We start from the raw sequence: 22,492 nt of genomic DNA, 5'->3' as shown, positions 1-22,492 counted from the left end.
TGCTGATTTGTCTCTGCCTGTACAGAATTGTTAGTAATCATTGTTTCTTAGTGAAATTTACTTACTTTTTCACTCAATAGCTGAATATCACCTCACATAGCTTCAGTATAAATACTGGACTTGTCGGAAAATTTACTTAATTTTTACTATCTTTTATTTTTGCACACAATAAATAGCAACCCTAATTGATTGAGGAAAATTAAAATATTAAAATTTTTGACTTTAATAAATCGGAAATCTTGTTATTTACGAACGGTTTAAGCTGTTACGCATTTAACTTGAACATTTACATGAAGGCTGATGACCGATGACTGATAATCGTTAACTATTGACGGTTAACGGCCGTAAAGAGTGTTTATACAATTAAACGTGAGTTCGACAAGTCTTATTTGACCTCTCCCCCAACCCCTCTCCGTGTCGGAGAGGGGAGAAAAAAGCTGAATTTTTCGTTGCTCCTGCCTTTCCGTTTCGGAAAGGCAGGCTGGGAGGGAGAGGTTCATCGAACTCACGTAACTTTAATGCTTATTACCTAATTCCCTTCCCTTCTTAGGAAGGGAATTAGGTATTTATTTAACTCAACACAGAAGAACTATAGCTTTTGCAACAATTCCTGAGTTAACTGAAAGAACGCTTTTGAACCAGCTGATTGGGGAGCATTTAAAACAGCTGGCATAAAACTATCAACAGCCTTAGCAACATTGACATCAACTGGTATTTGTACCTTACAAATTTTTTCTACACCGAAATCTTCAACAACACGGTGCATCACCTGTTTATAGTATCTGCCAGTGAGAAGGTTAGCGCTGGACATGCTGAATACAATTCCCAGCATTTTTATATGTATTTTGGTTTCATGCCCGTGGCTGTCTTTTAATTGAGCAATTCGTCTTTCTAGCAGTTGAATACCCACTACAGATAAGGGTTCTGGTTTAGCAGGAAGTATGTAAAAATCACTGGCAGCTAAAGCGCTACGAGTCAATAGATTATATCCAGGCGCACAATCTAAAAGGATAAAATCATATTCTTGACGTACAGGTTTTAAAATATTATTGATCAGGACTCTTTCAAAGCGATTCCAAATTGTTTCAAAGTCCTGTTCACCTAAAGCAGTTGCTTGCTGATGTAGCATTTCTGAAACAACAAATTCATCATATAAATCGATATCCCCTGGTAATAAATCCAGCCCAGGAAGATTACAAACCTGGGATTGAATGATGTCCTGAATTGTAAGTTTTGCTTGTGGCTCTGGATTAATAACTTCGTCTATTAGATACCTAAATGTCTTACTTTGTTTCCGACGCTTGGCAAAATCTAAAGGCGACATCAAACTGAGTGTAGCGCTAATTTGGCTGTCTAAATCAAGGACAAGCACCCGCTTGCCATGATTTTTAGCTAAACAGGTAGCTAAGTTGACGGTGAGGGTGGTTTTACCAACGCCACCTTTCATATTTGCAGTAGCAATTATATATCCCATTGGTTGAGTCCTCTGTTGACGCATTTCCATCTAGGTAGCGTACACCTCTATCAATCTATTAAATCTTCCATTAAATTTAATATTTTCGGAAACTCAAAAGGTGAGATTGCCTCAACTGTAGGCGTTGAGGTAGGTGACACGATTTAATCTCAGCCGTCGTACCGTTTTTTGATGAAATGAGTTGGTAAAATTGCTGTCACTTTGGTTGAAAGCTAGATACGATTAGATTCGGCGTGTTTACTGTTCGGGAGTGCCAAAATGTCTAAACAGCTGGGTCAAAAAATCGCACCTACACCCATATCAAATGATATTAGTGTGGTGGATTTGATTGATCAATACTTCACCGCTTACAACTCAGCGCGGTTGCGAGAAATCTGCCAATTACTGAGTCGTGATGTGTTAACGGAAGGTGTCACGGTGGGAGTTAGCCTTTCCGGTGCGATGACACCAGCAGGATTTGGGGTTTCAGCGCTTGCACCCTTAATTCGCAACGGTTTTATTGACTGGATGATTAGCACTGGTGCAAATCTTTACCACGATATGCACTACGGTTTAGGTTTTGAACTCTTTGCTGGTAATCCGTTTTTGGATGATGTGAAACTGCGCCAAGAAGGCACTATTCGCATTTATGACATTATTTTTGGTTACGATGTGCTGCTAGAAACTGATGCGTTCATCCGCAAGATTCTGCAAGGAGAGGCGTTTCAGAAGCGAATGGGAACTGCTGAGTTTCACCATTTACTGGGTAAATATGTTCGGGAAGTAGAAAAGCAGTTGGGTGTGCAGAATTCCTGCTTGCTTGCTACAGCTTATGAGTATGGCGTGCCTATATATACGTCTTCTCCAGGAGATAGTTCAATTGGGATGAACGTGGCGGCTTTGGCTTTGGAAGGTTCGCAGCTGGTGATAGATCCATCAATTGACGTAAATGAAACGGCTGCGATCGCATATAATGCCCGTGAATCAGGAGGTAAAAGTGCGGCTGTAATTCTCGGTGGCGGTAGTCCTAAGAACTTTTTGCTACAGACTCAACCGCAACTTCACGAAGTATTGGGATTAGAAGAACGAGGACACGATTACTTTATACAGTTTACCGATGCGCGTCCAGATACAGGCGGTTTGTCTGGAGCAACCCCATCGGAAGCCGTTAGCTGGGGTAAGATTGACCCGGAAGAGTTACCTAACACTATTGTTTGTTATACCGATAGCACGATCGCTTTACCATTGGTGACAGCATACGTTTTGAACAAGTGCCAGCCTCGTCCCCTGAAGCGTGTGTATGACAAGCGAGAAGCTATTTTGGATAAACTGCAAAAAGACTATTTAGCAGCCAAAACTCAACCATCTGATCAGGTTAGAGCAGCAGTGGCTGACAGTGCCCAAAAGCAAACAGCGACTTATCCCTGTGGTAGGTTGATTCCGAATACGTAGGGAGTAGAGGAGGCAGGGGAGCAGGGGGCAGGGAGCAGGGAGCAGGGGGCAGGGAGCAGGAAGCAGGGAGCAGGGGGCAGGGGGCAGGGGGCAGGGAGCAGGGAGCAGGGGGACAAGGGAACTTGTGAGAACTTGCAACAAGTCCTCTTCTCAATGCCCCTCATCCCTTTTGCCCAATCAATAAATAAGTTGTCATTTTTCCTTTGTCTTGAACTTCGATTTCGGTCCGCTTTTCAAATAAGAATTCATCACACAAAGACTTATAAGTATCTTCTGTAACCTGGATTTTACCAACAATACCTTCGGATTCCATGCAGCTAGCGATGTTTATCGTGTCTTTACAGAGATCATAAGTAAAGTTGTTGAGATCAATTACTCCCGCCACTGCGGAACCGCTATGGATGCCGATACAGATGCTAAAGTTTTGGTTATTCTCAGTATTAAATAGAGCGATCGCAGTTTGCATCTGGAGTGCCATTTGAGCGATCGCTTGAGCATGATCTGGACGGTGTGTGGGCAAACCACCAACTACCATATAAACATCGTCAATGCTTTTGATTCTCTCTAAACCATATTGTTCGGTGAGGCGATCAAAAGTTGAGAAAATCGATTTGAGTAAGTTTAGCAGTTGAATTGCACTCATAGAAGCAGCAATTTCGCTAAAGCCGACAATATCTGCAAATAAAACTGTGACATAAGCAACCTCTTCGGCAATGTTAGTTGCTGCTTCTTTCAAAGGTTTGGAGATTGCTGCTGGCAAAATATTCAGCAATAAACGTTCGGTTTCTTCCTGCTGATGGCGCAGCGCTTCTGCTGCTGCTATTTGCTGGGTGACATTGCGAAAAATGCCGCGAGTTGCAACTGGATGACCTTCGACAAATTTACAGTTAATATTACCTTCTAAAAAGATTGTTTGACCATCTTTAGTAACGAATGCGGCTTTTACTTGTCCGATCTTTTCTCCTGACAGCACACGATAAAATCTTTGTAAACACTCTTGTTTAAAGTCTGGATGGATAATATCAAAAACATTCATATTTACAATTTCAGCTTCGCTATATCCCAAAGCTTCTTGCCATGCACGATTGACATACAAAAAACGACCATAGGCATTGACGCATTGAATCAGGTCATTAGCATTTTCAAATAAATCCCGATACCGTTCTTCACTTTCCACAAGAGCATCTTCTGCTTGTTTGCGTTTAATAAACTGGGCTATTTGACTACCAATAGAAGCCATCATTTGCAATAGTTCTTTATCCTTTGGTTGTACATCCCGGCTAAAGAAAACCATCACTCCTAAAATTTCACTATCGTCTAAGATGGGGAAGCCAAAAGCTGCGTGCAATCCCGCTTCAGCAGCAGGTTGCGATCGCCGAGTGTCTCCATCTTCTGTAATATCTTGAATCCACAGAGGCAAACGCCTGATCCAAATTCGACCAGGTAAGCCAACACCGGATGTATAGGTAGTTTGCCAGGTAATTGCTTTAAACTCTCGCGCCGAAATTATTCGACTTGACCAAATTTCCACACACCTTAGTACTGCATTGAGGCTATGTACTTGTACGGAAGTACCAATATATTGGCTTGGTGTCCAAAGCTCACCTAAATCCCATCCTAAGTTTTGGCAAATCGACTGCAAAATTTGCGGAATTACCTGTTTTACATTTTGGGATTCTGATAATATACGAGTGATAGCATACTGGGCACTTGTAAGCTGTTCCCGGCGCTGCCTTGCAGTAATATCTCGACCAATGTAGACAATATCTTCTAATCCTTTTCTTTTTTTCGGAATTACTGAACAAGAAAAAGCAATCAACCGCTTTTCCCTAGTCTTTGTTCGACAAACTAACTCTAAATTCTGAATATTTTTTTGAAAAGCATGATACTGATGAATGGCTTTTCTCAAGACTTGTTCCTCATCAATTATCAATGATATTGGTTGATTAATTAATTCTTCTTCGCTAAAACCAAATAATTGTTGAGCCGCAAGATTTACCTTTTTTATTTTCCCTAAATTACTAGTTATAAACAAAGCATCTGTTATTGCATTAATTACTTGAGCCATGTAATTTTTATATAAAATTAAAGCACTTGATAGCAGATTAGTTTCATTAGCTCGCTGTGCTAATTTTTTAAAACTAGTTTTTTGCTAACATCCTCAAATAGGATAATTTATTTTCATGCTGTTAAGCTGATGCGCGCTAAAAAAGTATAAACACTCTTTACGGTTGTTAATTGTTAACTGTTGACGGTTAACGGTTATCAGTCATCAATCATCAGTCATCGATCATCAGCCTTCATGTAAATGTTCAAGTTAAATGCGTAACAGCTTATAGCGGTTCTCGACCCTTGTAAGGTACGATAACCCCACCTCCAACCCGCAAGTGAGGAAGAAACTATGATGTACCTTATGTGATTAGGAAACGCTATAGCACTTGCTCGTATGTATCTATAGATGCGGAATTTATTATCCAGTTCCAACCGTTTAAACTTATTTGGGAATGAAGGGTTTTTAAAATCCGATCTAGTACTTGGTTTTTCATGGTTTTGTAAAAACAGGCTTGAAATTTATTTTGACAATGAGTATTTAGAGGAAAAAGGAGATTTTAAGGGATAGTAACAAAAAACCTCAAGTTTTTGCCAGATTACCAACCATCACGCTGAAAATTAACAATTTAGTAATTAGAAGTAACAATTAATCATTTAGTACCACAGATGATTATTTTAGTTATTCTTTCAAATGTTTGAGCAATATACAAGCCTGTTTGGGTAAAATTTGTAAAAGTTACTAATACTCAGTTTTCTTACTGAAATTGATATTAATTGATTAAGTGTGCTGTTTTTCTATATCAACCCAGTTTTATTGAGTGAAAACGGCCATGAACAACCTTTTGATTTAGTCGAGCAAAATTAAGTAAGTGAACGCCAATACTATCTTTTGTATCTTTTGGTAGATTGACAATTAGGCATAGCTATAGTTTTTACAAATAAGTTATCCTCAATACAGAAGCAGAAGAAAACGACGCAGAGGCGAGGGTTTATTTAGAGACAGCGTTAGAGATATATGTTGAGTATAAGGATGAATATTGGGGGGCGATCGCACGGGAGGCGTTAGAGAGATTATCAGAGTGATGGGCTGAGTTTATTTTGATCAAACTACGTCAAAATTTAAATAAACGCGATCGCACCCACCGATAATGCAGATTACCCAAAGTCTCCATACAGCAATTCTTGTGACTGACTTAGAACGCTCTGAACACTTTTATGGCACAGTATTGGGATTATCTAAAATAGATCGTTCCCTAAAATATGCTGGTGCATGGTATCAAGTCGGCAACTATCAAATTCACCTGATAGTTGCACCTACTGTCCCCACCGAAAACCCAAACGAAAAATGGGGACGCAACCCTCATGTCGCTTTTTCAGTCGCTAACTTAGACGCTGCCAAACAAGATTTGCTCAATCATAATTATTCCATTCAACCCAGCGCTTCTGGTCGCCCTGCTCTATTCACTCAAGATCCTGATGGAAATATTATCGAGTTAAGTCAGGAGTGAGGGGGAAATCAAATTAAAAATTAAAAATTAAAAATTCAAGAACTTCTGCCTTGTCTACGACACGCTGCGCGATTTGCCTCCTCTTTCCCAATGACAAATGAAAATAATTGCCTACTCTTACACCAATCCGCTTTTAGAATCTTCTCCCGATCAAGCTGATTGGGGATGGGAGGTGGATCGGGTTTATGAAGATTTGGGTAAGCCAGAGTCTTCTGCACAGGCTACGAGAACGCAATTACAACAATTATTTACCGATTGCGAAACTGAACCAGCAGATTATCTGTTGATTCGGCGGTTAGAAGAATTAGGGGATACTATAGAGGAAATTAGCGATCGCTTACATAAACTCGAAGCAATGGGAGTAGCGATAATCGCTACAGAACAGCCCTATACTTCCGAAAATTACCCTCTGGGCGCTGACTTACTAAATTTATTACACGCAATCCAACGTCAGCAACGTAGCCGTCGCATCCGTCAAGGACACGCCCGTAATCGTCTTGAGGTTGCACCGCCACCGGGCAAAGTTCCCTACGGTTATCGCAGAGGTAAGGGAAAATATACTGTTGATCGCAGTACTTCACCAGTAGTCAAAGATTTTTTTGAACACTTCTTACTCTATGGTTCCCTGCGGGGTTCAGTTCGTTACTTGGCGAAAAAATACGGCAAAAAAATCTCTGTTACCACAGGAAGACGCTGGCTGACTAATCCAGTTTATCGCGGCAATACAGCTTACCAAAATGGTGAAATTATCTCTAATACCCATATTCCAATAATTTCTAAAGAAGAAGCTGCCCAAGTTGACCGACTTTTACGCCGTAACAGCCGTTTACCACCCCGAACTGCTAGTGCTAGGCGTTCTTTAGCTGGGTTGGTTGTCTGTGCTGAGTGTCAATCACATCTGACAGTTACTCGTGTCACCCAACGCAATCAAGATAAAGAGTATCTTTATTTACGTTCTACTAGTTGTCCTCAACGCCCCAAGTGTAAGGCTATTCCCTACCAAGAGGTTTTAGAACATACAATTGAAACCGTTTGCCGTGACTTACCCTTAGCTGTAGCAGGGATGAACTTTCCCCAATTGGATGCAGTCAAGAATAGTTTAGGACAAGCGATCGCTCGTCAGCAAGAAATACTTGCTCAGTTACCCGCTTTAATTGAAACTGGAATTTTAGATGTTGAAACAGCAAAGTTAAGAGCTTACAAACTCCGCACAGAAATTTCTGCACTTGAAGCAAAGTTGGCGACTCTTCCCCCAGTTAACTTGCGTTCTGTTGCTCAAGCTGTTTCAATACCGCAATTTTGGTTAGATTTGTCGGAAACAGAGCGACGATTTTACTTCCGGGAATTTATCAGGCAAATAAATATTACTTTTCAGAATAAAGAATTAGAACTACAAATAATTTTTATTTTTTAATCCCAATATTAAAAATATTAAAGCCAGAAGGCGCAGTCATAGTGATAGCTAAACCAATCGGCTGGGAATGCCTAATGTGAGGCTTTGCCTCAAGACTAGCGGCAGCAGCCCAATGATGAACATTTCCAGGCAGAGGCTAGAAACGAGGTTATTAATAGATTTCAAGGCGAGATGGTAACGAACCGGAAGATTTAGAAAGTGTTGGTAATTACTACCTAAAAAGATGATAAATAATTATTTTAAGTGTTCAGCACATCATTAAAACCCTGTAACAAATATTTCGTGTATTTCTGAATCTAGCTAGATAAAAACTAAATAGATAAAAATTAAAGTGAGCTTCATACTCAAAATAAAATACAAGTTTATTTACGGATTAACCAACAGGTAATAAATAATTTATCGCTAAAATGTTATTTAAATCACCAATATAATTTTTTCAAAAAATAGCGCTAATTAGAGAAATTTGAGTTAATGTTGGAAACTAGCAATTGTTAAGAATATAGGTTGCTACTGGGTGGCAACATTGGAGATTCGCTCTGGTCTCTATGTAATCAAACCAGCAAGTAAAATGATTACCATAGAATATGCAAGAAGGAAGCTTTATTTGGAGTCATCTAGAAAGACAGCATCGCACGGTTGGCAAATGGATTGATTGGGTATGGCTAATAGTATTGCTGTTGGCAGCAGTCTTACTGTTTAGCATCAATCTGGGAGGATTGCCGTTGCGAGATTGGGATGAAGGGACTGTGGCACAGGTTGCTCGTGAAATTTGGCACGCTCCAGCAGGTTCAATGCGTTGGCTTTACCCAACGCTAGGAGGCGAACCATATCATAACAAGCCGCCTTTAATGCATTTGTTAATTGCTGGGGCTTATTCTTTAGGAGGCGAAAATGAGTTGACAACGCGCCTGCCTGGAGCAATTTTAACAGCGACATCTGTACCTTTACTGTATTGCATTGCTAGAGAAATATTTCGCCAGCGTTGGGCAGCGATTTATAGCGCCTTGATTTATCTAACAATGCTACCTGTGGTGCGTCATGGGCGGCTGGCAATGTTGGATGGGGCGATGGTGAGTTTTTTGATGGTAATGATGTTGTGCGTGTTGCGATCGCGCCGAGATTTACGTTATTGCCTTGGTGTTGGTATTAGTTTTGGGCTGATTTGCCTGACTCAAGGGCTATTAGGCGCATTACTAGGTGCGATCGCGATCGTATTTCTATTTTGGGATACACCACGACTACTCACTTGCTACTATCTATGGATAGCAATCTTCATTGGCATTCTGCCTGTAGCTGCTTGGTATAGTGCCCAACTAATTCACTATGGTTACACTTTCGCCCAAATTGGGCTTGTAAACCCATCACTAGGCCGAATTGGCTCATTTGTAGAAAGTAATCCTGAACCACCTTGGTACTATGTTATTGAACTTCTCAAGTACACATGGCCGTGGCTATTATTCTTACCGCAAACTGTCCGCTTAACCTGGGAAAATCGCAACCTTAGCTGGGCAAAACTGGTAATGGCGTGGAGTGGTGTTTATCTGTTGGTAATTTCTTTCATGATTACCAAAGTTCCCTGGTATTTATTCCCCATTTACCCTAGTTTAGCTTTAGCTTTTGGTATCCAATTATCAGAGACAGAAGATTCGCCTTTACTCTCATCCTATCCCCGTGCTTGGGTTGCTGGTTTAGCGATGCTTGCTGTAGCCGCTTCTGCTGGTAGTATTTATTTCAGTTGGGGTACAACACCAAAAACAGACTTACAACTGATTTTTGCAGCAGTAGCTTTAACTATGACCTTAGCAGCTATTTTGGCAGAGCGAGGCGACGGGCAATTTTTGAAGATTTTGTTTTGGGGAAGTTATCTTTCGCTGCTCCTATTAATGAAATCTAACTACTGGGTTTGGGAATTATCTGAAGCCTATCCAGTTAAACCAGTCGCCGCCATGATCGTGCGGGCAAATCCAGCGACGAAGAAGATTTACACATCTTTTTCTTACCATCGTCCCTCGTTGGATTATTATAGCGATCGCACCATCATTCCTGCTTCTGTTGGCGAACTGCAATATTATTGGCGCTACAACGGGCAACCCTATTTCCTGCTTCATGCATCTGCTTTCAACAATCTCGAACTAGAGTCGATGAAGCTAGTTGACCAAGCTGAAGGCTGGAAGTTAGTTACAAAAGAAACTAATCGCCTGTAAGTGTGGGGGATTGGGCATTCATGCGCCCTTTCTCTTGAAATCGGCGGTATATCTTTTTAGTCTTGCCGTCCTTAAATCGCTCAACCACCATAAATAACATTTTGTGTTCTTCCTCACACTGTAACTAAGACGATCTAAGGAATCATCGCTACCTTAATTACCTGTCGCGCCTTCATCTCACAAAAGACCTGTTCTAAATCTTTTAATGGCCGCTGTTCACTAATAAGTAACTCAAAGGGGATTTTACGACTAGCAATCAGTGCCAGCGCCTCCTGCACATACTTTGGTGTATTATGAAATACGCCTTTGATAGTAAGTTCGCTGTAGTGTAGCTGCTCTGTATTGACGCTAATGCTGGTATCGCGTGGACATCCACCGAATAAGTTGACTGTTGCACCAGGACGGGCGCAGGCGATCGCAGTTTCCCAAACACTTGGTACACCAGTTGCTTCAATCACCACATCTGCGCCCCATCCTTGGGTGAGTTCTTTCACCACACTGGGAATATCCGAGATTTGGTGATAATTAAAAGTCTGGGCTGCACCCAATTTTTGACCAATTTCTAGCCTGTGATCATTACCTCCCCATAGCAACACCTCAGCTTTCTCACTCAACGCCGCCACAAACATCAGCCCGATCGCCCCATCTCCTAAGACGACTACTTGATCTTTGGCTTTGATATTAGAACGGGCTATACCGTGCAACACACAAGCTAAGGGTTCCGTCATGGCTGCCAATTCCCACGGCAACTCATCGGGTATCTGCAACAAGTTATGCTGTACTATCGGTGCAGGAATTTTCAAGTATTGGGCAAAAGTACCATTATTCCAAGTCAGATTTGGACATAAAGAATACTCTTGTCGTTGACAAAAAAAGCACTTCATGCAGGGGGCAGAATTATTAGCGACAATGCGATCGCCCACTTGCCAATTTGTAACGCCTGCTCCCAAGGCAACAATTCGCCCAGCACCTTCGTGACCAAACAGCGTCGGCAGTATTAGCATTTTGGCATGACCACCACGCCGCCAGACTTTTAAATCTGTACCACAAGTTGTTGCTGCCTCCACTTGGATCACAACTTCACCAGCCGCCGGAGTGGGGTCAGGAACTTGCTCTAAGCGTAAATCTTCTTGCCCATAAAGTAACGCTACTAACAAAGCTTTTAACCTATCAATTAGCTCCATCCGATTTTACCAGTTGAAGCTAGTCGATAGGTTTAAAGTAAATTAGCTTGATTTTATAGTCAGCTTTTATTAATCTAAAAAATGGTGAAAAATTAGGTATTCACTGCTGGCTGGGGAACCACCCCGGTGTTCCGGGTTTCCACATTCGGCAAGCGAGTAGCAGTTAATAGCGGTACTTCTTGTCGGCACGACAAGCAAAACCAATATAGTTCACCATGTCGGGCATGGCGCAGGAGGGAACCACCGCAGCATGGGCAGGTGTTGGCTCTCGTACTCATACCAATGTCCTCCTTAAAAAAGTTATTGTTTAAACTGGATAAAAAAACAGTTGATTAAAACTGAATGTTAGCGGCACAAATGCAGCCATTCGATTCTATGCGGTCTTTAATAATTTGTCTGTAAACAGCTTCATATCCGTTAACCATTTGGCTAACGCTAAAGTTGTTTTCTACGTGTTTTCTACAGGTTTGACGATTGAGTTCCAAAGCTAGTGGAATCATTGCCGCCATTTCTGAATAGGTTTTGCAGATAAAACCTGTTTTACCGTGGGCAATCACTTCAGGTACGGAACCAAAATTCATGGCAATTACTGGTGTACCAGTTGCCATTGATTCAATCATTACTAACCCAAAAGGTTCTTGCCAGCTAATGGGGAAAAGAGTTATTGCAGCATTGCCCAGAAGTTCAATCTTTTCGGCGTGGTTAATTTCGCCTAGATATTCAATTTGCTGACCATCTATGAGGGGGGCAATCTCTTGTTCAAAAAATTTAGAGTCTCCGACATCAACCTTTCCTGCCATCTTCAAGCGCCAACCACTCTGTTTAGCAATAGCGATCGCATGTTGTGGCCCTTTCTCTGGCGAAAAACGACCTAAAAACGTCAAATAGGGAGGTTCTAAAGGTTGGGCTACAAATGGATAATGTGCTACTTCAATTCCATTATAAACCGTGTCAATATAATTGAGATCGATTTGACGCTGTGAGTTACTAATGCTGACATAAGGTTGCTTTTGGTGGTAGCTAAATGCGTAACACTTGTCTCTTGTAAAATCATTGTGCAGGGTATGCACTGTAGAAGTTGCTGTTATCAAACTCGCTAAAGGTAGCGCCGAAATTCCTACATGAGAATGGATAATATCGAATTGGGTAGCACGTTCGTAAACTTGGCTCAGTTCCAGCATTTCATACACTGCATACTCTTTTACATTTGGGTCTAAGCGCAATGCACGCGGATAAACTGCTTCTAAATGAGCCAAAGTTTGAGAATCGCCAGAAGCAAATAAAGTTACCTCATGACCGCGACGAACAAGTTCATCAGTCAAGGAACTTACTACCAATTCTATTCCTCCATAACTAGGAGGTGGAACCCTTTCCCATAAGGGTGCAACTTGAGCGATTTTCATAAGTTTTATTGGTTCAGTCTATGAAATTGTCCTCAATATAATGAGTTGCATCATTATTGTATGAGAACAGAGCATTTGTACTTACTCTTTTGACATTTAAATTAGACCTAACAGGCTACGAAAAACGCAATAATGGTTAACCATGTCGCAAATTTCCTACCGACAAATCAAACGCACTCTCGGCAAAACTCAACCCTGAGCTAGACTTCTAACTTATAGCAAATCAATTACTTGTTACATCTGCCTTGGGGATCATAATAAGGTAGAATATTTTGTAGCAGAACTTACAAAATTGAATATTTTGTCTCTGACAATACTAAAATATTTAATGGGATCAAGTTATTAAAGCTTCGTTTAAACGTAATTGGGAAATATAACAGAAATTATAAATATTAAGTAACTGTACAATAATTACACAATTTGTAATTATTAATCTTCCAAAAAATTCTGATAACTAATGAAAATCGCTACTTGGAACGTCAACTCAATTCGCACTCGTCTAGAACAGGTTACTGATTGGTTAACTAACAATCCCGTTGATGTTCTCTGCTTGCAAGAAACCAAGGTTATAGATGCCGAGTTCCCGCGATCGCCTTTTGAGCAGTTAGGCTATAACCTTTATATGTCAGGACAAAAATCTTATAACGGCGTAGCCCTAATTAGCCGCCAGCCGCTCGTAGACGTAAGTAGCGGTTTTAGGGCGATTTTGCCAGATTTACACCACGAATGGGATGAGCAAAAGCGGGTGATTACAGGTGTAACTGATGGTGTTCGGATTGTTAACTTATATGTTCCCAACGGTGCAGCAGTAGGAACTGAAAAATATGAATATAAATTGCGTTGGTTGGCAGCGCTACACGAGTATTTACGATTGCTGGTGCTGTCGGAACCTGCAATTTGTGTGTGCGGTGACTTCAACATCGCCCTAGAAGACAAGGATATTCACGAGCAAGTGAGTACAGAAAATCACATTATGGCAACGGAAACCGAGCGTCAAGCCTTACGCGATATTCTGAAACTAGGATTTGCCGATGCTTTTCGCAAATTCACCGCAGAAGGCGGAAATTATAGCTGGTGGGATTATCGCGCCGCCGCCTTCCGTCGCAACTTAGGTTGGCGGATTGACCATCACTATCTCACACCCGTGCTATATGAGCGTGCTACAAGTTGCATCATCGATGCCGCACCCAGAAAATTAACCCAACCCAGCGACCATACGCCAGTAATTGTGGAATTTTGAATTGGATATGGAGACAGGTTTAAGACCTCTCTTTTGCAAACCTTGAGTGCTGGCGGTCGGCGCTCAAGGTTTTTGTGTAGTTTTCTGGATTGCCGATATGGAGTTTCACGCCTACCTAATGGTTTGTGTAGAAATGTTTCAAATAACTGAATTATTAAGAAATTTCTGAGTTGCCCCTAGTAGGTACTTAAGTAAACTCATTGTCAACATAAAACAAGGTAAACATAATGCTTGTTTCAACCTTTGAAATTCTCGTTAAATCACAATTACCACCAGAGTTGAAGAGTCCCCTTTCTCGCAAAGTCATCCAAGGCTATTTCTTAACTCTTTCTAATCTCAATCCCTTCTCTGTAGTATTGTCTCTTGTATTTACAGCTGTTACACCGTCTTTAAACGACGTTATTCCCTTGCTTGATGTAACTGGAGTAAATGTTGGAGGTCCCTTGGTTCCAGATCCAATCCCTCCAAAGGTAAGATTCCAGTTGAGGCTTCCTGCAAATGACACGGGCTTATTCCTCTTGCAGCCAGATATTATTAAGAAGCCAGAACTACTGACGGATGAAAAACAAAGCCTTGAGGTTCGTGGTTTCGTAGAGATATTTGTATCTTCGCTTTCAGGGCGTAATTCTGCGGACATTCTGGTGACACCAGAGCAACGAGGGACGTTCTTTGGAGATTTAAAGGCTGCCGATCCAAGACTTGATCAAATTGCCTACAGTATTCCTACCGCTCACGGTGGATCTTTGTTTACACTTTCTAATTCATAGAGGTTTTTTCAGGTTTTTTAGAGCGAGGAATTCTGAGAAACCTGAATTAATAATTTTTTATCTCAGCACTGTAGAGAGGTAAATTTTTGGATACAACATTTTATTTTAATTTGGTTGCTATTCATCCAAAACCTAAAAGTGTTATTGACTTTATTGGATAGTTAGAAATTATTCTTCTCTGCCTCTGTGCCTCGCCATTTTCTATCAATTAATTTAACGGCTTATATATATCCTCAGAGCTGGGATTGAGATAAGGACGTTGTAAATCTATTAGGTGTCGCGCAAAGTGTTGGTCAATCGTCCTCATCCGTTCTTCCATTGCATTTTTACCTTTTTGCCAAGCTTCTAACAAAGCATTAGCGACGATTTGGCAACGGTTCATCCCAAAACTTTCTTGTGCTGCAAATTTTTGGGTTGGTTCTTCAGCTAAACCTAATCCTGGTGCTAAAAATTTTGTAAACAAGGGAATTTCGGGCTGGAAATGCGATTGATTTTCTGGATAAATAGCCTGAAGGATTGTGCGGATTGCTGGATAGTCAGGGAGTTCAAAGTAAAGTAGCCCCGAATCATAGCGTCCGTATGCACTGGGATTGTGGAGAACCTGAAAGCTAAAGGGAATCGAGGCTGCATTTAATTGCAGTGTCAGGCTTTCCATAAGAGCGATCGCACCAGATGCCGTAAAGTTAAAGTAAATTCGCCCTGCTCCTAAATCAGCATCGGGATTACTTTGGCGTTCCTGTCCAACATTACTAACTGCCAAGTAACAGCCATTTTGCAATCGATTTTTGGGCATCCAGATTGCTACCATGTCACCCACTTTGGTAGATTTCTTGCTGGATTTTAAATGGCAATCTGGCTCAACATAAAGTGTTAAACCGCCTTTAGTCACTGCCATAGTACCATCAGGTTCTTTCCGCAACACCTGCCATCGGGGGTCAAAGTAACCTATGCCGTGATTACTGGCGTGCAATTGCTCGTAAAAGTTCCAATCAACTTCCAAGATGGAATTATCTGTTAAATTCTGCTTTGGCGGACGATTAGTATTATCAGTATTGACTGCTAAAGTACTTTGTAGAGAGCCATTGTAATAGATACCGTAAAGAAAGTTTCGCAGCAGTAGAGTAAGATATTTCTGTTGTAAATCTGCCGAGTTCTGCTGAAATCTATCGGCTACTTTAGTCGGTAGAGCAAAGGGTTGATAATTAGGATGATAAATACAAAAATTTGACTCAATCTGAATATTCTTAGCAATGTCGAATAGAGAAGTTAGCGGTTGATTGGTAGAGTAATTTGGCATTAATCTATTTATAACTCAAACTTAAAAAAACAGAATTCAGAAGTCAGGAGTCGGAGTTGATAATTGTTCTTTTTCCTGCTATTAACAACCGCGAAGCTGAGTTTTTTCGTAATAAATCCGAAGTAGTTGCGGCTCTTTTATCGGTTGAGGAAGCTTATGGATTTTTCCCACAGGATTAAGAATCTCTGACTCTGATATTCCAAAAATTGTTAGTACAGCTTGCTGCGGCATAGTGAGTAAGCTTTTAGCCACTTGCAGCATACAAATGTCAGCATTATTAAAGGATTTTCGGCGGGTAATGATATCCTGAATTTGATGAATCAATGCCAGCGCCGCAAACTGGATAACGCGCACAATAAAGTCACTGCGGTATTCCAAAATCATGGGGAAAGCATTTAGATAAGCCCTAATTAGGGCAATGATTGAAGGTTGTAAACTCTCCAATGGTGTCAACGCCAGATGTAGAGATTCTTCTAACTCAATGGTGGGGTCTACAACGAGGCTCTTGAGCCAAATTCCTAAATAGCTTGCTAGTAAAGTTCCCAAATCAAAAGCTGGATCTCCCCAAGAACAAGATTCCCAATTAATTAGTCGTACTAGGCAATTGTCTAGTTTCTCCCACCTGGAATGAACCAAAATGTTGTTCAATTTCAAGTCGTTGTGAGTCAAGCAACAAGGATTCCAGTCATACGCCAAATCTGCGATCGCAGATTCCAAACTCTCCGACTGCTGGTATAATAAATAGAATTTCAGCGCATCCGTGGGAACCGTGCCAAAAATCTCCGGCCCAATTGACTCTACCCCTTGCGCTGGATTGTAAAAGCCATAGCGAAACTCTCCTTGGGGAGCAGTTGCCATAAAATCCTTATATTCTCGGCGGTTATAGGTTGTGCGATGGAGTCCGGCTAAAGTAGTACCGATCGCAGTGGCAATTTCTTGTGGACAAATCTCATTATTGTGGTATAATGTCGCAAACTCCAGATATTCACTTAAGTAGTTGCGGACGAGGATAGAATTTTCTTCGTCAAAATGGACTAACAATGGTGCGATCGCCGAAATATTGCCGAGAACTGGAAACTGCTGGAGCAACTGATGAAATAGCCACTCCTGAAACAATTCACGAGGAGCGCCGTCATTGTTTTTAACGTTACGTTCTTGTTTAACGAGCAGTTTACGATTATCTGCTAGAGTCACGAGTAAATCGAAATTGTTCTTACTACTTCCTGGCAACTCAGATTTATCTGATGCGTCATCTTCTGAGCTACACAGCCCCGCTTCTAGCAGATACTGGATAACGTTATGAGAAGACAGTGATAATACCATGTATTATTTCCTACTTCATTAAATTACTTAAACTTATCTGTGTCGGTATTTGCTTGTACTTAGCAGTTTTCGGTAGATAGTGAATAACAATAAAGATTTGTACAATTTACTAATATCCCATCTTTCCGATCAAAACCTGCCAAAATGGTACGAAGTCCTTTACAATTGCTTTAAAATTTGCTCCTAGATAAGGTGATATTTTTACATTTCGACAGCATATTTACTTAGATATATCTAGAGCAAATTTTGTGGTAGAAGACCATTGATGTGGCTGCATCTCCAGCAAAACTGATTGGCGATAGGTGTTGTTTAATGTTCAGTAGTCATCCTGAAAGCAGCGAAGAATTTCAGTAATCCTTCGTGCTAGGAAGCATGACATTCAACGCTATTATTTTTATTTATCATCCCAAAGCCATAAAAACCGGAATTTTTAAGCAATTAGTAATTATTTTTTTCTTTAATTTTTAGAATTTATGTCTGTAAGCCTTGTTATTACGTCATTTTTCTTACTTACGTATTGTAGATGGCTATAGGCGATCGCAAATTACGGCTACATGAGTGCGTCTTATGGAAGTGTACTTTTGTCAAGGGTGATAAGGCCTCTAAGAAGGTTTTACATAGTAAAACCGTCCCTCTCCGACTCGGAGAGGGAAAGAAAAGAATATCTATGATTTGAATCAGGCTGATAATGAAGTTTGGTTGACAAGATGTCTACCAAAGAAAATCCAACTAAGGGTTTTGTAATGTCAATCGGTAGAATTAGCTGAAACAGCACTTAGTTGATATTGTGGAATCGGCTGTTTTGTAATCAAAGCATAAATAACATCTGGGTCTAAGTCGGCTCCCGATTCCCATTGAATTGTTCCGTATTCAGGGTTGACGCAAACTGTAGTAAAGTATTCTTTATCTTGCAGAGGCGCAAATACACCTGTAAATTTAACGATTTTACTAATATCAATTACTCCTTCAACGTCATCTTCAAAACGGATATGAAGCTGATAGTTTTCTCTTGGTTCAACTGCAATGATATCGTTGAGCATGATTTACTCTAATGGGGAAATTTTCTCTAAGGTTTGATTGTCTCTAGCGAGTTCCCAGTCTTCCATCAGTTCGGCTTAATGCAAAGTTGCCCATTCTGTTACTAGTTTAAAGAGTCTGGCAGTCAGTTCTCCTTCTAAAATTTCTAGGGTTTGAATGCTGACTATGGGTTTCTGGTTATTGTAGCGAACGTGAAAGTGTGGCGGTGGATGGTCGTTATAGTACATCGTGATGATAATTCCAAAAAAACGGCTAATTTCTGGCATTCTTTTATCCTCTGGTTTCGATATCGTATAACTGGCAGAGGATGAGGAGTTTTTGTTTGACGCGATCGCGCACATTCTCAGGTAATATCACTACACAATCTGGCGCATACTGCATGACCTCGCGCATAAACCAAAATGTACTAGATACTCGCCTGACAACTCGCCGGACTCGCGTTTTATCTGGTAGCCACTCATTAATATTGTCTTCTGGTTTTGCTTGATAGGCAAAAGCCAAGCCAGAAAATAGATGCATTTCCACTTCTATCTCAGCCAAATTAGTTCGCCACTCACCAGAAATTGAAGTCACAGCAGCATCCGTAATCCTGTCTAATCGTAAACTCCAGTTGTGAACCAGTTCTGGGATATCAAAGTTTCCTTCTGTCTCTTCGCACCAGCAATCAAGATATTGTCGCTTTTCGTGGGGTGTAACTTTGGCGTGGCGAACCGTGAAGTTTAATAAGCGTCCGGTTGCATCTTGATAAGAAAGCTGAAATGGTTGGTTTCGCAAGATGTAGTTATCTATTTGTAAACGCCAACCTGGAGGCAAATTCTCTAAGAAACGTTCGATTTCGCCTCGCAACGGTAATGATAGTTCGCTGCGTTCGAGAAGTAAGTTTGCAATGATTTGGGCTTGTTCAATTTGCCCGATGTCTGTCAACGCATTGATACATCTATGTAATGCCCTAATTCGTGGTTCTTTCCAATTGTTATTGTTACCAATGAGTAACTTACGTTGAGCGATCGCTTTAATTAACTTAGAGATGTTAGGCTCCTCTCCCCACATCATACCGAATTCACGAGCGATCGCTTCTAGCTCCGCTTTATCACGTTCTGATATCGACAGTGTAATAGATTGACCTTTTCGACTCATTAAAAATGTCCGTGTACTTTATATGTATACTCTCTTGCTAACTTCTATTTTGCGTGCCAATATAGTTTTTAACAACCAGTTACGGACACTATTTAAGTGTATATCCGAATATAGAATTAGGAGAAAAGGATTCATTGAGAAGAATCACGACAAATTTGGAGAAACTGCAATGACTAAGAATGATTTACTATCCCGAATTTCCATTGATCCAAATATTTGTTTCGGTAAACCTTGTATTAAAGGTCATCGTATATGGGTTAGCTTAATTCTTGACCTTCTTGCAAGTGGAGAAAAAATAGAGGCAATTTTGGAAGAATATCCCGGTTTAGAACAAGAAGATATTCTGGCCTGTATTGCATACGCTGCGGAAATGACAAGAGATAGTTATGTAGAAATTCCTTTAGGATTGCAAAAGGAATCAAAAAAGTGAATATTAAACTTGATGAAAATCTTGGTAGTCTGCGAGTAGCTACATTATTGCGTCTTGCAGGGCATGATGTTGCCACTGTCCGAGAACAAGGTTTAATTTCAACTCCTGATGAAGAATTAATTGATATTTGTCGCAGTGAAAATAGATGTTTCGCAACGATAGATAGAGGATTTGGCAATCGTCTTAAATATCGGCCTTCTAACTATACAGGAATTATAATCATTTGTTTACCACCCCGTCCTACTTTTGAAGCTTACCGTATAGTTACAGAAACTCTAATTGCTGGACTTGAAGTAGCAGATGTGAATGGTAAATTATGGATAATTCGACAAGGAACTATTCAGGAATATCAGGATATTGGAGTAGAGGAAAAAGACAAATGACGGAAGCATACAAAATTACTCTCAAGCCTGTTTACTCCCAAACCGTCCCAACACCTGACGGGGTGAAATTACCTAAAGATTGGTCGCTTTCTTGGCATCAAGCCGCAACTTTAGAAGCGTTGCGCGATCCAAATATTGATGTAGTGTTCAACACTGCGATGACTGGCGATGGTAAAAGTTTAGCGGCTTACCTAGAAGTTCTACAGGGCGAATTTTCTGCGATCGGACTTTACCCAACCAACGAACTCGCCCGCGATCAAGAAACGCAGATTAAAGGATATGTTGAGAAATTCCAGCCAGAGAATCAGCCGCGTGTAGTGCGTCTGAGTGGGGCTGATTTAGAAATTTATGCAGAAAATGAGGGATTGAAAAAAGGAGCTGCACTACTAACTCTTGCTGGGCAGTCCGAAATATTTTTAACAAATCCTGATATTCTCCACTACCTTCATCAAGGAGCTAATCTAACTGAGAATGATAGCCCTGATAAACTATGGAATAGAATTAATAAAGATTTTGACTTATTTATTTTTGATGAATTTCATGTTTTTGCTGCTCCCCAAATTGCTAGCGTGATTAACACAATGTTGTTAATTCGCTGTACAAATCGCCGTAAAAAATTTATGTTTCTCTCAGCTACACCAGATACTAACTTAATTGGGCGATTAGAAAAAGCAGGATTTCGTTGTAAAGAAATTGATCCTCTAAAACAAAATAAATATCAATTTCCCGATACACCAGAACAAGGACAGAAATGGCGGCAGGTAGCACGGACAATTTTGTTGAAATTTATTCCTTTGGAACCATCCTTTAAAGCTTCGGAAACCTGGTTAAAAGAAAATAGTGAGTTAATTTTGGCTCAGTTTCACCAGTATCCAGGAAGTAAAGGTGCAATCATCCTTAACTCAATTGCAGCAGTCAAACGTCTAACTCAGTTTTTTCGAGAAATATTACAGCCTTACGGATTGAAAGTTGGAGAGAATACAGGGTTATCGGGAAAAGGAGAAAAGGAGCGAAGTCTTTCTGCTGACTTGGTGATTGGTACTAGCACAATTGATGTTGGGGTTGATTTCAAAATCAACTTCTTAATTTTTGAATCGTCCGATGCAGGTAACTTTATTCAACGTTTAGGACGCTTAGGAAGACATGATGAATATGAGAAAGATGGTCAGATAGTTAAGTTTGAGAATTTTACAGCTTTTGCTCTAGTTCCTAACTTCTTAGTGGAGCGTTTATTTAAGGTAGATAATCCATCTTTAGAAGTAAATAGTATTTGTGATCGCCCCACTTTTCACAATATAATTACCGAGAATTATCGACAAATCAACGATTTTCGTGATTATTATCGTCGATGGGGGGCTGTACAATCATTTTGGCTGTTTTATCAGTTGAGCGATCGCACAATTAAACAACAGTATGCCCAAAGCCGAGACAAGTTTCGAGAAGCCTGTGAACAAGTATTTGAAACAAGTCTGAAGTCACAAGCCGGACGTATTCAAGGATGGGCGAAAGATTGGCAAGCGCTTTCTGGTAAATCAGGAAATCCTATTGCTGAGGATGCTGCTAGTTTTCGAGGATCAAGTCCTTTGCAATGTGGTTTATATGACTTAACGGAAGAAAACGAGGCAGATAGGTTTAAAACCTACGATTTACCGGGTATTTTGGGCAATTTAGAAATTGAAATGTGGACGGAAGCGGCGTTTATACGGACACTCAAAGAAACCACAGAACGCACGGGACAACCCATTGCTAAAGGTAGATTTGCTCATTGTCTAGCATTTATGAAGTTGCGTTCCTACCGAGAGGAACGGTTAAACTGGAAGTTTACCTATTCTGGGAACTTGCAGCCAATTGCTGACGCTTGGAAAGTTCAGGTTTTGACTGGTGTGGAAATTTGGCAACCAGATAATAGTTGGGTAGGTGAAATCAATAAACACTTAAAAAAGCAGGCATTAGTATGCTATGTGATTCGTCATCAAGTAGTTAAAACTGACGTGCGGATGAGGCTACGTTTACCAATGTATTTTCAGATTTACCCAATTAGCGACTATTACAGCCTTCATGATGCTACTGCACCGTATGCAATCAGTTTTGGTCAATCTGCGCTATTGCTGGATTCCCTTGCCCACTGGTTCAAGAGCAAAAGAGATGAGATATGGATTGCTTAAAATTTTAAGCCCTGATAGGGATTTGTTGAAAGTGGCACAGTG

Annotated in this window: 20 protein-coding genes; 9 read left to right on the top strand and 11 right to left on the bottom strand. The window is 40.6% G+C overall.

All coding sequences use genetic code 11. From position 1 onward, the window contains the following. Positions 1-589: 589 nt before the first annotated feature. The gene (locus H6G26_RS22880) at positions 590-1,474 is read right to left on the bottom strand and encodes a ParA family protein (RefSeq protein WP_190731443.1); all 885 of its coding nucleotides are present in this window, start codon (positions 1,472-1,474) and stop codon (positions 590-592) included. 258 nt (positions 1,475-1,732) lie between these two features. On the opposite strand from H6G26_RS22880, the gene speY reads away from it, so the two are divergent. Beyond that, the gene (speY, locus tag H6G26_RS22875; RefSeq protein WP_190731442.1) at positions 1,733-2,905 is read left to right on the top strand and encodes a deoxyhypusine synthase; all 1,173 of its coding nucleotides are present in this window, start codon (positions 1,733-1,735) and stop codon (positions 2,903-2,905) included. Between the two features lie 160 nt (positions 2,906-3,065). On the opposite strand, the gene H6G26_RS22870 is transcribed toward speY, so the two are convergent. Beyond that, entirely contained in the window at positions 3,066-4,973 is a 1,908-nt protein-coding gene (locus H6G26_RS22870; RefSeq protein ID WP_190731441.1) for an adenylate/guanylate cyclase domain-containing protein, read from the bottom strand. A gap of 1,132 nt (positions 4,974-6,105) precedes the next feature. On the opposite strand from H6G26_RS22870, the gene H6G26_RS22865 reads away from it, so the two are divergent. The 3 genes from H6G26_RS22865 to H6G26_RS22855 all read left to right on the top strand — a co-directional run bounded on the left by H6G26_RS22865 (position 6,106) and on the right by H6G26_RS22855 (position 10,083). Continuing rightward, positions 6,106-6,465 (top strand): VOC family protein, encoded by a 360-nt coding sequence (locus H6G26_RS22865; protein WP_190731440.1) that lies wholly within the window; start codon positions 6,106-6,108, stop codon positions 6,463-6,465. A 97-nt stretch (positions 6,466-6,562) separates the two neighbouring features. Continuing rightward, positions 6,563-7,879, top strand: coding sequence for a recombinase family protein (locus tag H6G26_RS22860; protein WP_190731439.1), 1,317 nt, complete (start codon positions 6,563-6,565; stop codon positions 7,877-7,879). A gap of 584 nt (positions 7,880-8,463) precedes the next feature. Continuing rightward, positions 8,464-10,083, top strand: a complete 1,620-nt coding sequence (locus tag H6G26_RS22855) for a glycosyltransferase family 39 protein (RefSeq protein ID WP_190731438.1) — start codon at positions 8,464-8,466, stop codon at positions 10,081-10,083. Here H6G26_RS22855 and H6G26_RS44295 read toward each other — a convergent pair. The 4 genes from H6G26_RS44295 to H6G26_RS22840 all read right to left on the bottom strand — a co-directional run bounded on the left by H6G26_RS44295 (position 10,070) and on the right by H6G26_RS22840 (position 12,670). Then, a complete protein-coding gene (locus H6G26_RS44295) occupies positions 10,070-10,174 on the bottom strand; it encodes a hypothetical protein (RefSeq protein ID WP_347242494.1) in 105 nt (34 codons plus the stop codon). The genes H6G26_RS22855 and H6G26_RS44295 overlap by 14 nt on opposite strands. Before the next feature lie 43 nt (positions 10,175-10,217). After that, positions 10,218-11,240 (bottom strand): alcohol dehydrogenase catalytic domain-containing protein, encoded by a 1,023-nt coding sequence (locus tag H6G26_RS22850; RefSeq protein ID WP_190731446.1) that lies wholly within the window; start codon positions 11,238-11,240, stop codon positions 10,218-10,220. 119 nt (positions 11,241-11,359) lie between these two features. After that, positions 11,360-11,545 (bottom strand): hypothetical protein, encoded by a 186-nt coding sequence (locus H6G26_RS22845; protein ID WP_104909358.1) that lies wholly within the window; start codon positions 11,543-11,545, stop codon positions 11,360-11,362. A gap of 54 nt (positions 11,546-11,599) precedes the next feature. Beyond that, on the bottom strand, positions 11,600-12,670 hold the full coding sequence (locus H6G26_RS22840) for a glycosyltransferase family 4 protein (protein ID WP_190731437.1): 1,071 nt from the start codon (positions 12,668-12,670) through the stop codon (positions 11,600-11,602). A gap of 457 nt (positions 12,671-13,127) precedes the next feature. Between H6G26_RS22840 and xth the strand changes: the two genes are divergently transcribed. Together xth and H6G26_RS22830 are read left to right on the top strand one after the other, a co-directional pair. Beyond that, positions 13,128-13,910, top strand: coding sequence for an exodeoxyribonuclease III (gene xth, locus H6G26_RS22835; protein WP_190731436.1), 783 nt, complete (start codon positions 13,128-13,130; stop codon positions 13,908-13,910). A gap of 227 nt (positions 13,911-14,137) precedes the next feature. Further along, positions 14,138-14,677, top strand: coding sequence for a hypothetical protein (locus H6G26_RS22830; protein WP_190731435.1), 540 nt, complete (start codon positions 14,138-14,140; stop codon positions 14,675-14,677). 208 nt (positions 14,678-14,885) lie between these two features. Here H6G26_RS22830 and H6G26_RS22825 read toward each other — a convergent pair whose 3' ends face one another. The 5 genes from H6G26_RS22825 to H6G26_RS22805 all read right to left on the bottom strand — a co-directional run bounded on the left by H6G26_RS22825 (position 14,886) and on the right by H6G26_RS22805 (position 19,472). Further along, positions 14,886-15,974 carry a T3SS effector HopA1 family protein gene (locus H6G26_RS22825; protein WP_190731434.1) on the bottom strand — a complete coding sequence of 363 codons (1,089 nt, stop codon included), beginning with the start codon at positions 15,972-15,974 and terminating at the stop codon, positions 14,886-14,888. 81 nt (positions 15,975-16,055) lie between these two features. Then, entirely contained in the window at positions 16,056-17,297 is a 1,242-nt protein-coding gene (locus H6G26_RS22820; RefSeq protein WP_190731433.1) for an aminoglycoside phosphotransferase family protein, read from the bottom strand. Positions 17,298-18,043: 746 nt separating this feature from the next. Beyond that, positions 18,044-18,337 (bottom strand): DUF2442 domain-containing protein, encoded by a 294-nt coding sequence (locus H6G26_RS22815; RefSeq protein ID WP_190731432.1) that lies wholly within the window; start codon positions 18,335-18,337, stop codon positions 18,044-18,046. Between the two features lie 75 nt (positions 18,338-18,412). Further along, complete coding sequence (locus tag H6G26_RS22810) at positions 18,413-18,601, bottom strand: DUF4160 domain-containing protein (RefSeq protein WP_242053833.1); 189 nt, start codon at positions 18,599-18,601, stop codon at positions 18,413-18,415. A 4-nt stretch (positions 18,602-18,605) separates the two neighbouring features. Then, on the bottom strand, positions 18,606-19,472 hold the full coding sequence (locus H6G26_RS22805; RefSeq protein WP_190731431.1) for a WYL domain-containing protein: 867 nt from the start codon (positions 19,470-19,472) through the stop codon (positions 18,606-18,608). A gap of 169 nt (positions 19,473-19,641) precedes the next feature. Between H6G26_RS22805 and H6G26_RS22800 the strand changes: the two genes are divergently transcribed. From H6G26_RS22800 to cas3, 3 genes are read left to right on the top strand one after another with little or no spacing between them, the layout of a single operon-like run. Beyond that, entirely contained in the window at positions 19,642-19,902 is a 261-nt protein-coding gene (locus H6G26_RS22800; RefSeq protein ID WP_190731430.1) for a DUF433 domain-containing protein, read from the top strand. Continuing rightward, positions 19,899-20,285, top strand: a complete 387-nt coding sequence (locus tag H6G26_RS22795; protein WP_190731429.1) for a DUF5615 family PIN-like protein — start codon at positions 19,899-19,901, stop codon at positions 20,283-20,285. The genes H6G26_RS22800 and H6G26_RS22795 overlap by 4 nt, the downstream gene beginning before the upstream one ends. Further along, positions 20,282-22,450: a type I-D CRISPR-associated helicase Cas3' gene (gene cas3 / locus H6G26_RS22790; RefSeq protein ID WP_190731428.1), complete on the top strand. Its 2,169-nt coding sequence runs from the start codon at positions 20,282-20,284 to the stop codon at positions 22,448-22,450. Before H6G26_RS22795 ends, cas3 begins: the two co-directional genes overlap by 4 nt. The last annotated feature ends 42 nt before the right edge of the window (positions 22,451-22,492 follow it).

Origin of the sequence: Nostoc sp. FACHB-888 (assembly GCF_014696655.1) — a bacterium.
In the GTDB taxonomy this organism is placed as follows: Bacteria; Cyanobacteriota; Cyanobacteriia; order Cyanobacteriales; family Nostocaceae; genus Nostoc.
Note: the sequence above shows the minus strand (reverse complement) of the source record. Positions and strands in the feature narration are given on the sequence as shown.

Bases quoted from the DNA above. Each gene is read 5' to 3' on its own strand.
- H6G26_RS22820 (WP_190731433.1), bottom strand. From the start codon at position 17,297: ATGGTATTATCACTGTCTTCTCATAACGTTATCCAGTATCTGCTAGAA.
- H6G26_RS22865 (WP_190731440.1), top strand. From the start codon at position 6,106: ATGCAGATTACCCAAAGTCTCCATACAGCAATTCTTGTGACTGACTTA.
- H6G26_RS44295 (WP_347242494.1), bottom strand. From the start codon at position 10,174: ATGGTGGTTGAGCGATTTAAGGACGGCAAGACTAAAAAGATATACCGC.
- H6G26_RS22880 (WP_190731443.1), bottom strand. From the start codon at position 1,474: ATGGGATATATAATTGCTACTGCAAATATGAAAGGTGGCGTTGGTAAA.
- H6G26_RS22800 (WP_190731430.1), top strand. From the start codon at position 19,642: ATGACTAAGAATGATTTACTATCCCGAATTTCCATTGATCCAAATATT.
- H6G26_RS22810 (WP_242053833.1), bottom strand. From the start codon at position 18,601: ATGCCAGAAATTAGCCGTTTTTTTGGAATTATCATCACGATGTACTAT.
- xth (WP_190731436.1), top strand. From the start codon at position 13,128: ATGAAAATCGCTACTTGGAACGTCAACTCAATTCGCACTCGTCTAGAA.
- H6G26_RS22860 (WP_190731439.1), top strand. From the start codon at position 6,563: ATGAAAATAATTGCCTACTCTTACACCAATCCGCTTTTAGAATCTTCT.
- speY (WP_190731442.1), top strand. From the start codon at position 1,733: ATGTCTAAACAGCTGGGTCAAAAAATCGCACCTACACCCATATCAAAT.
- H6G26_RS22845 (WP_104909358.1), bottom strand. From the start codon at position 11,545: ATGAGTACGAGAGCCAACACCTGCCCATGCTGCGGTGGTTCCCTCCTG.
- H6G26_RS22870 (WP_190731441.1), bottom strand. From the start codon at position 4,973: ATGGCTCAAGTAATTAATGCAATAACAGATGCTTTGTTTATAACTAGT.
- H6G26_RS22825 (WP_190731434.1), bottom strand. From the start codon at position 15,974: ATGCCAAATTACTCTACCAATCAACCGCTAACTTCTCTATTCGACATT.
- H6G26_RS22805 (WP_190731431.1), bottom strand. From the start codon at position 19,472: ATGAGTCGAAAAGGTCAATCTATTACACTGTCGATATCAGAACGTGAT.
- H6G26_RS22855 (WP_190731438.1), top strand. From the start codon at position 8,464: ATGCAAGAAGGAAGCTTTATTTGGAGTCATCTAGAAAGACAGCATCGC.
- H6G26_RS22840 (WP_190731437.1), bottom strand. From the start codon at position 12,670: ATGAAAATCGCTCAAGTTGCACCCTTATGGGAAAGGGTTCCACCTCCT.
- H6G26_RS22830 (WP_190731435.1), top strand. From the start codon at position 14,138: ATGCTTGTTTCAACCTTTGAAATTCTCGTTAAATCACAATTACCACCA.
- cas3 (WP_190731428.1), top strand. From the start codon at position 20,282: ATGACGGAAGCATACAAAATTACTCTCAAGCCTGTTTACTCCCAAACC.
- H6G26_RS22815 (WP_190731432.1), bottom strand. From the start codon at position 18,337: ATGCTCAACGATATCATTGCAGTTGAACCAAGAGAAAACTATCAGCTT.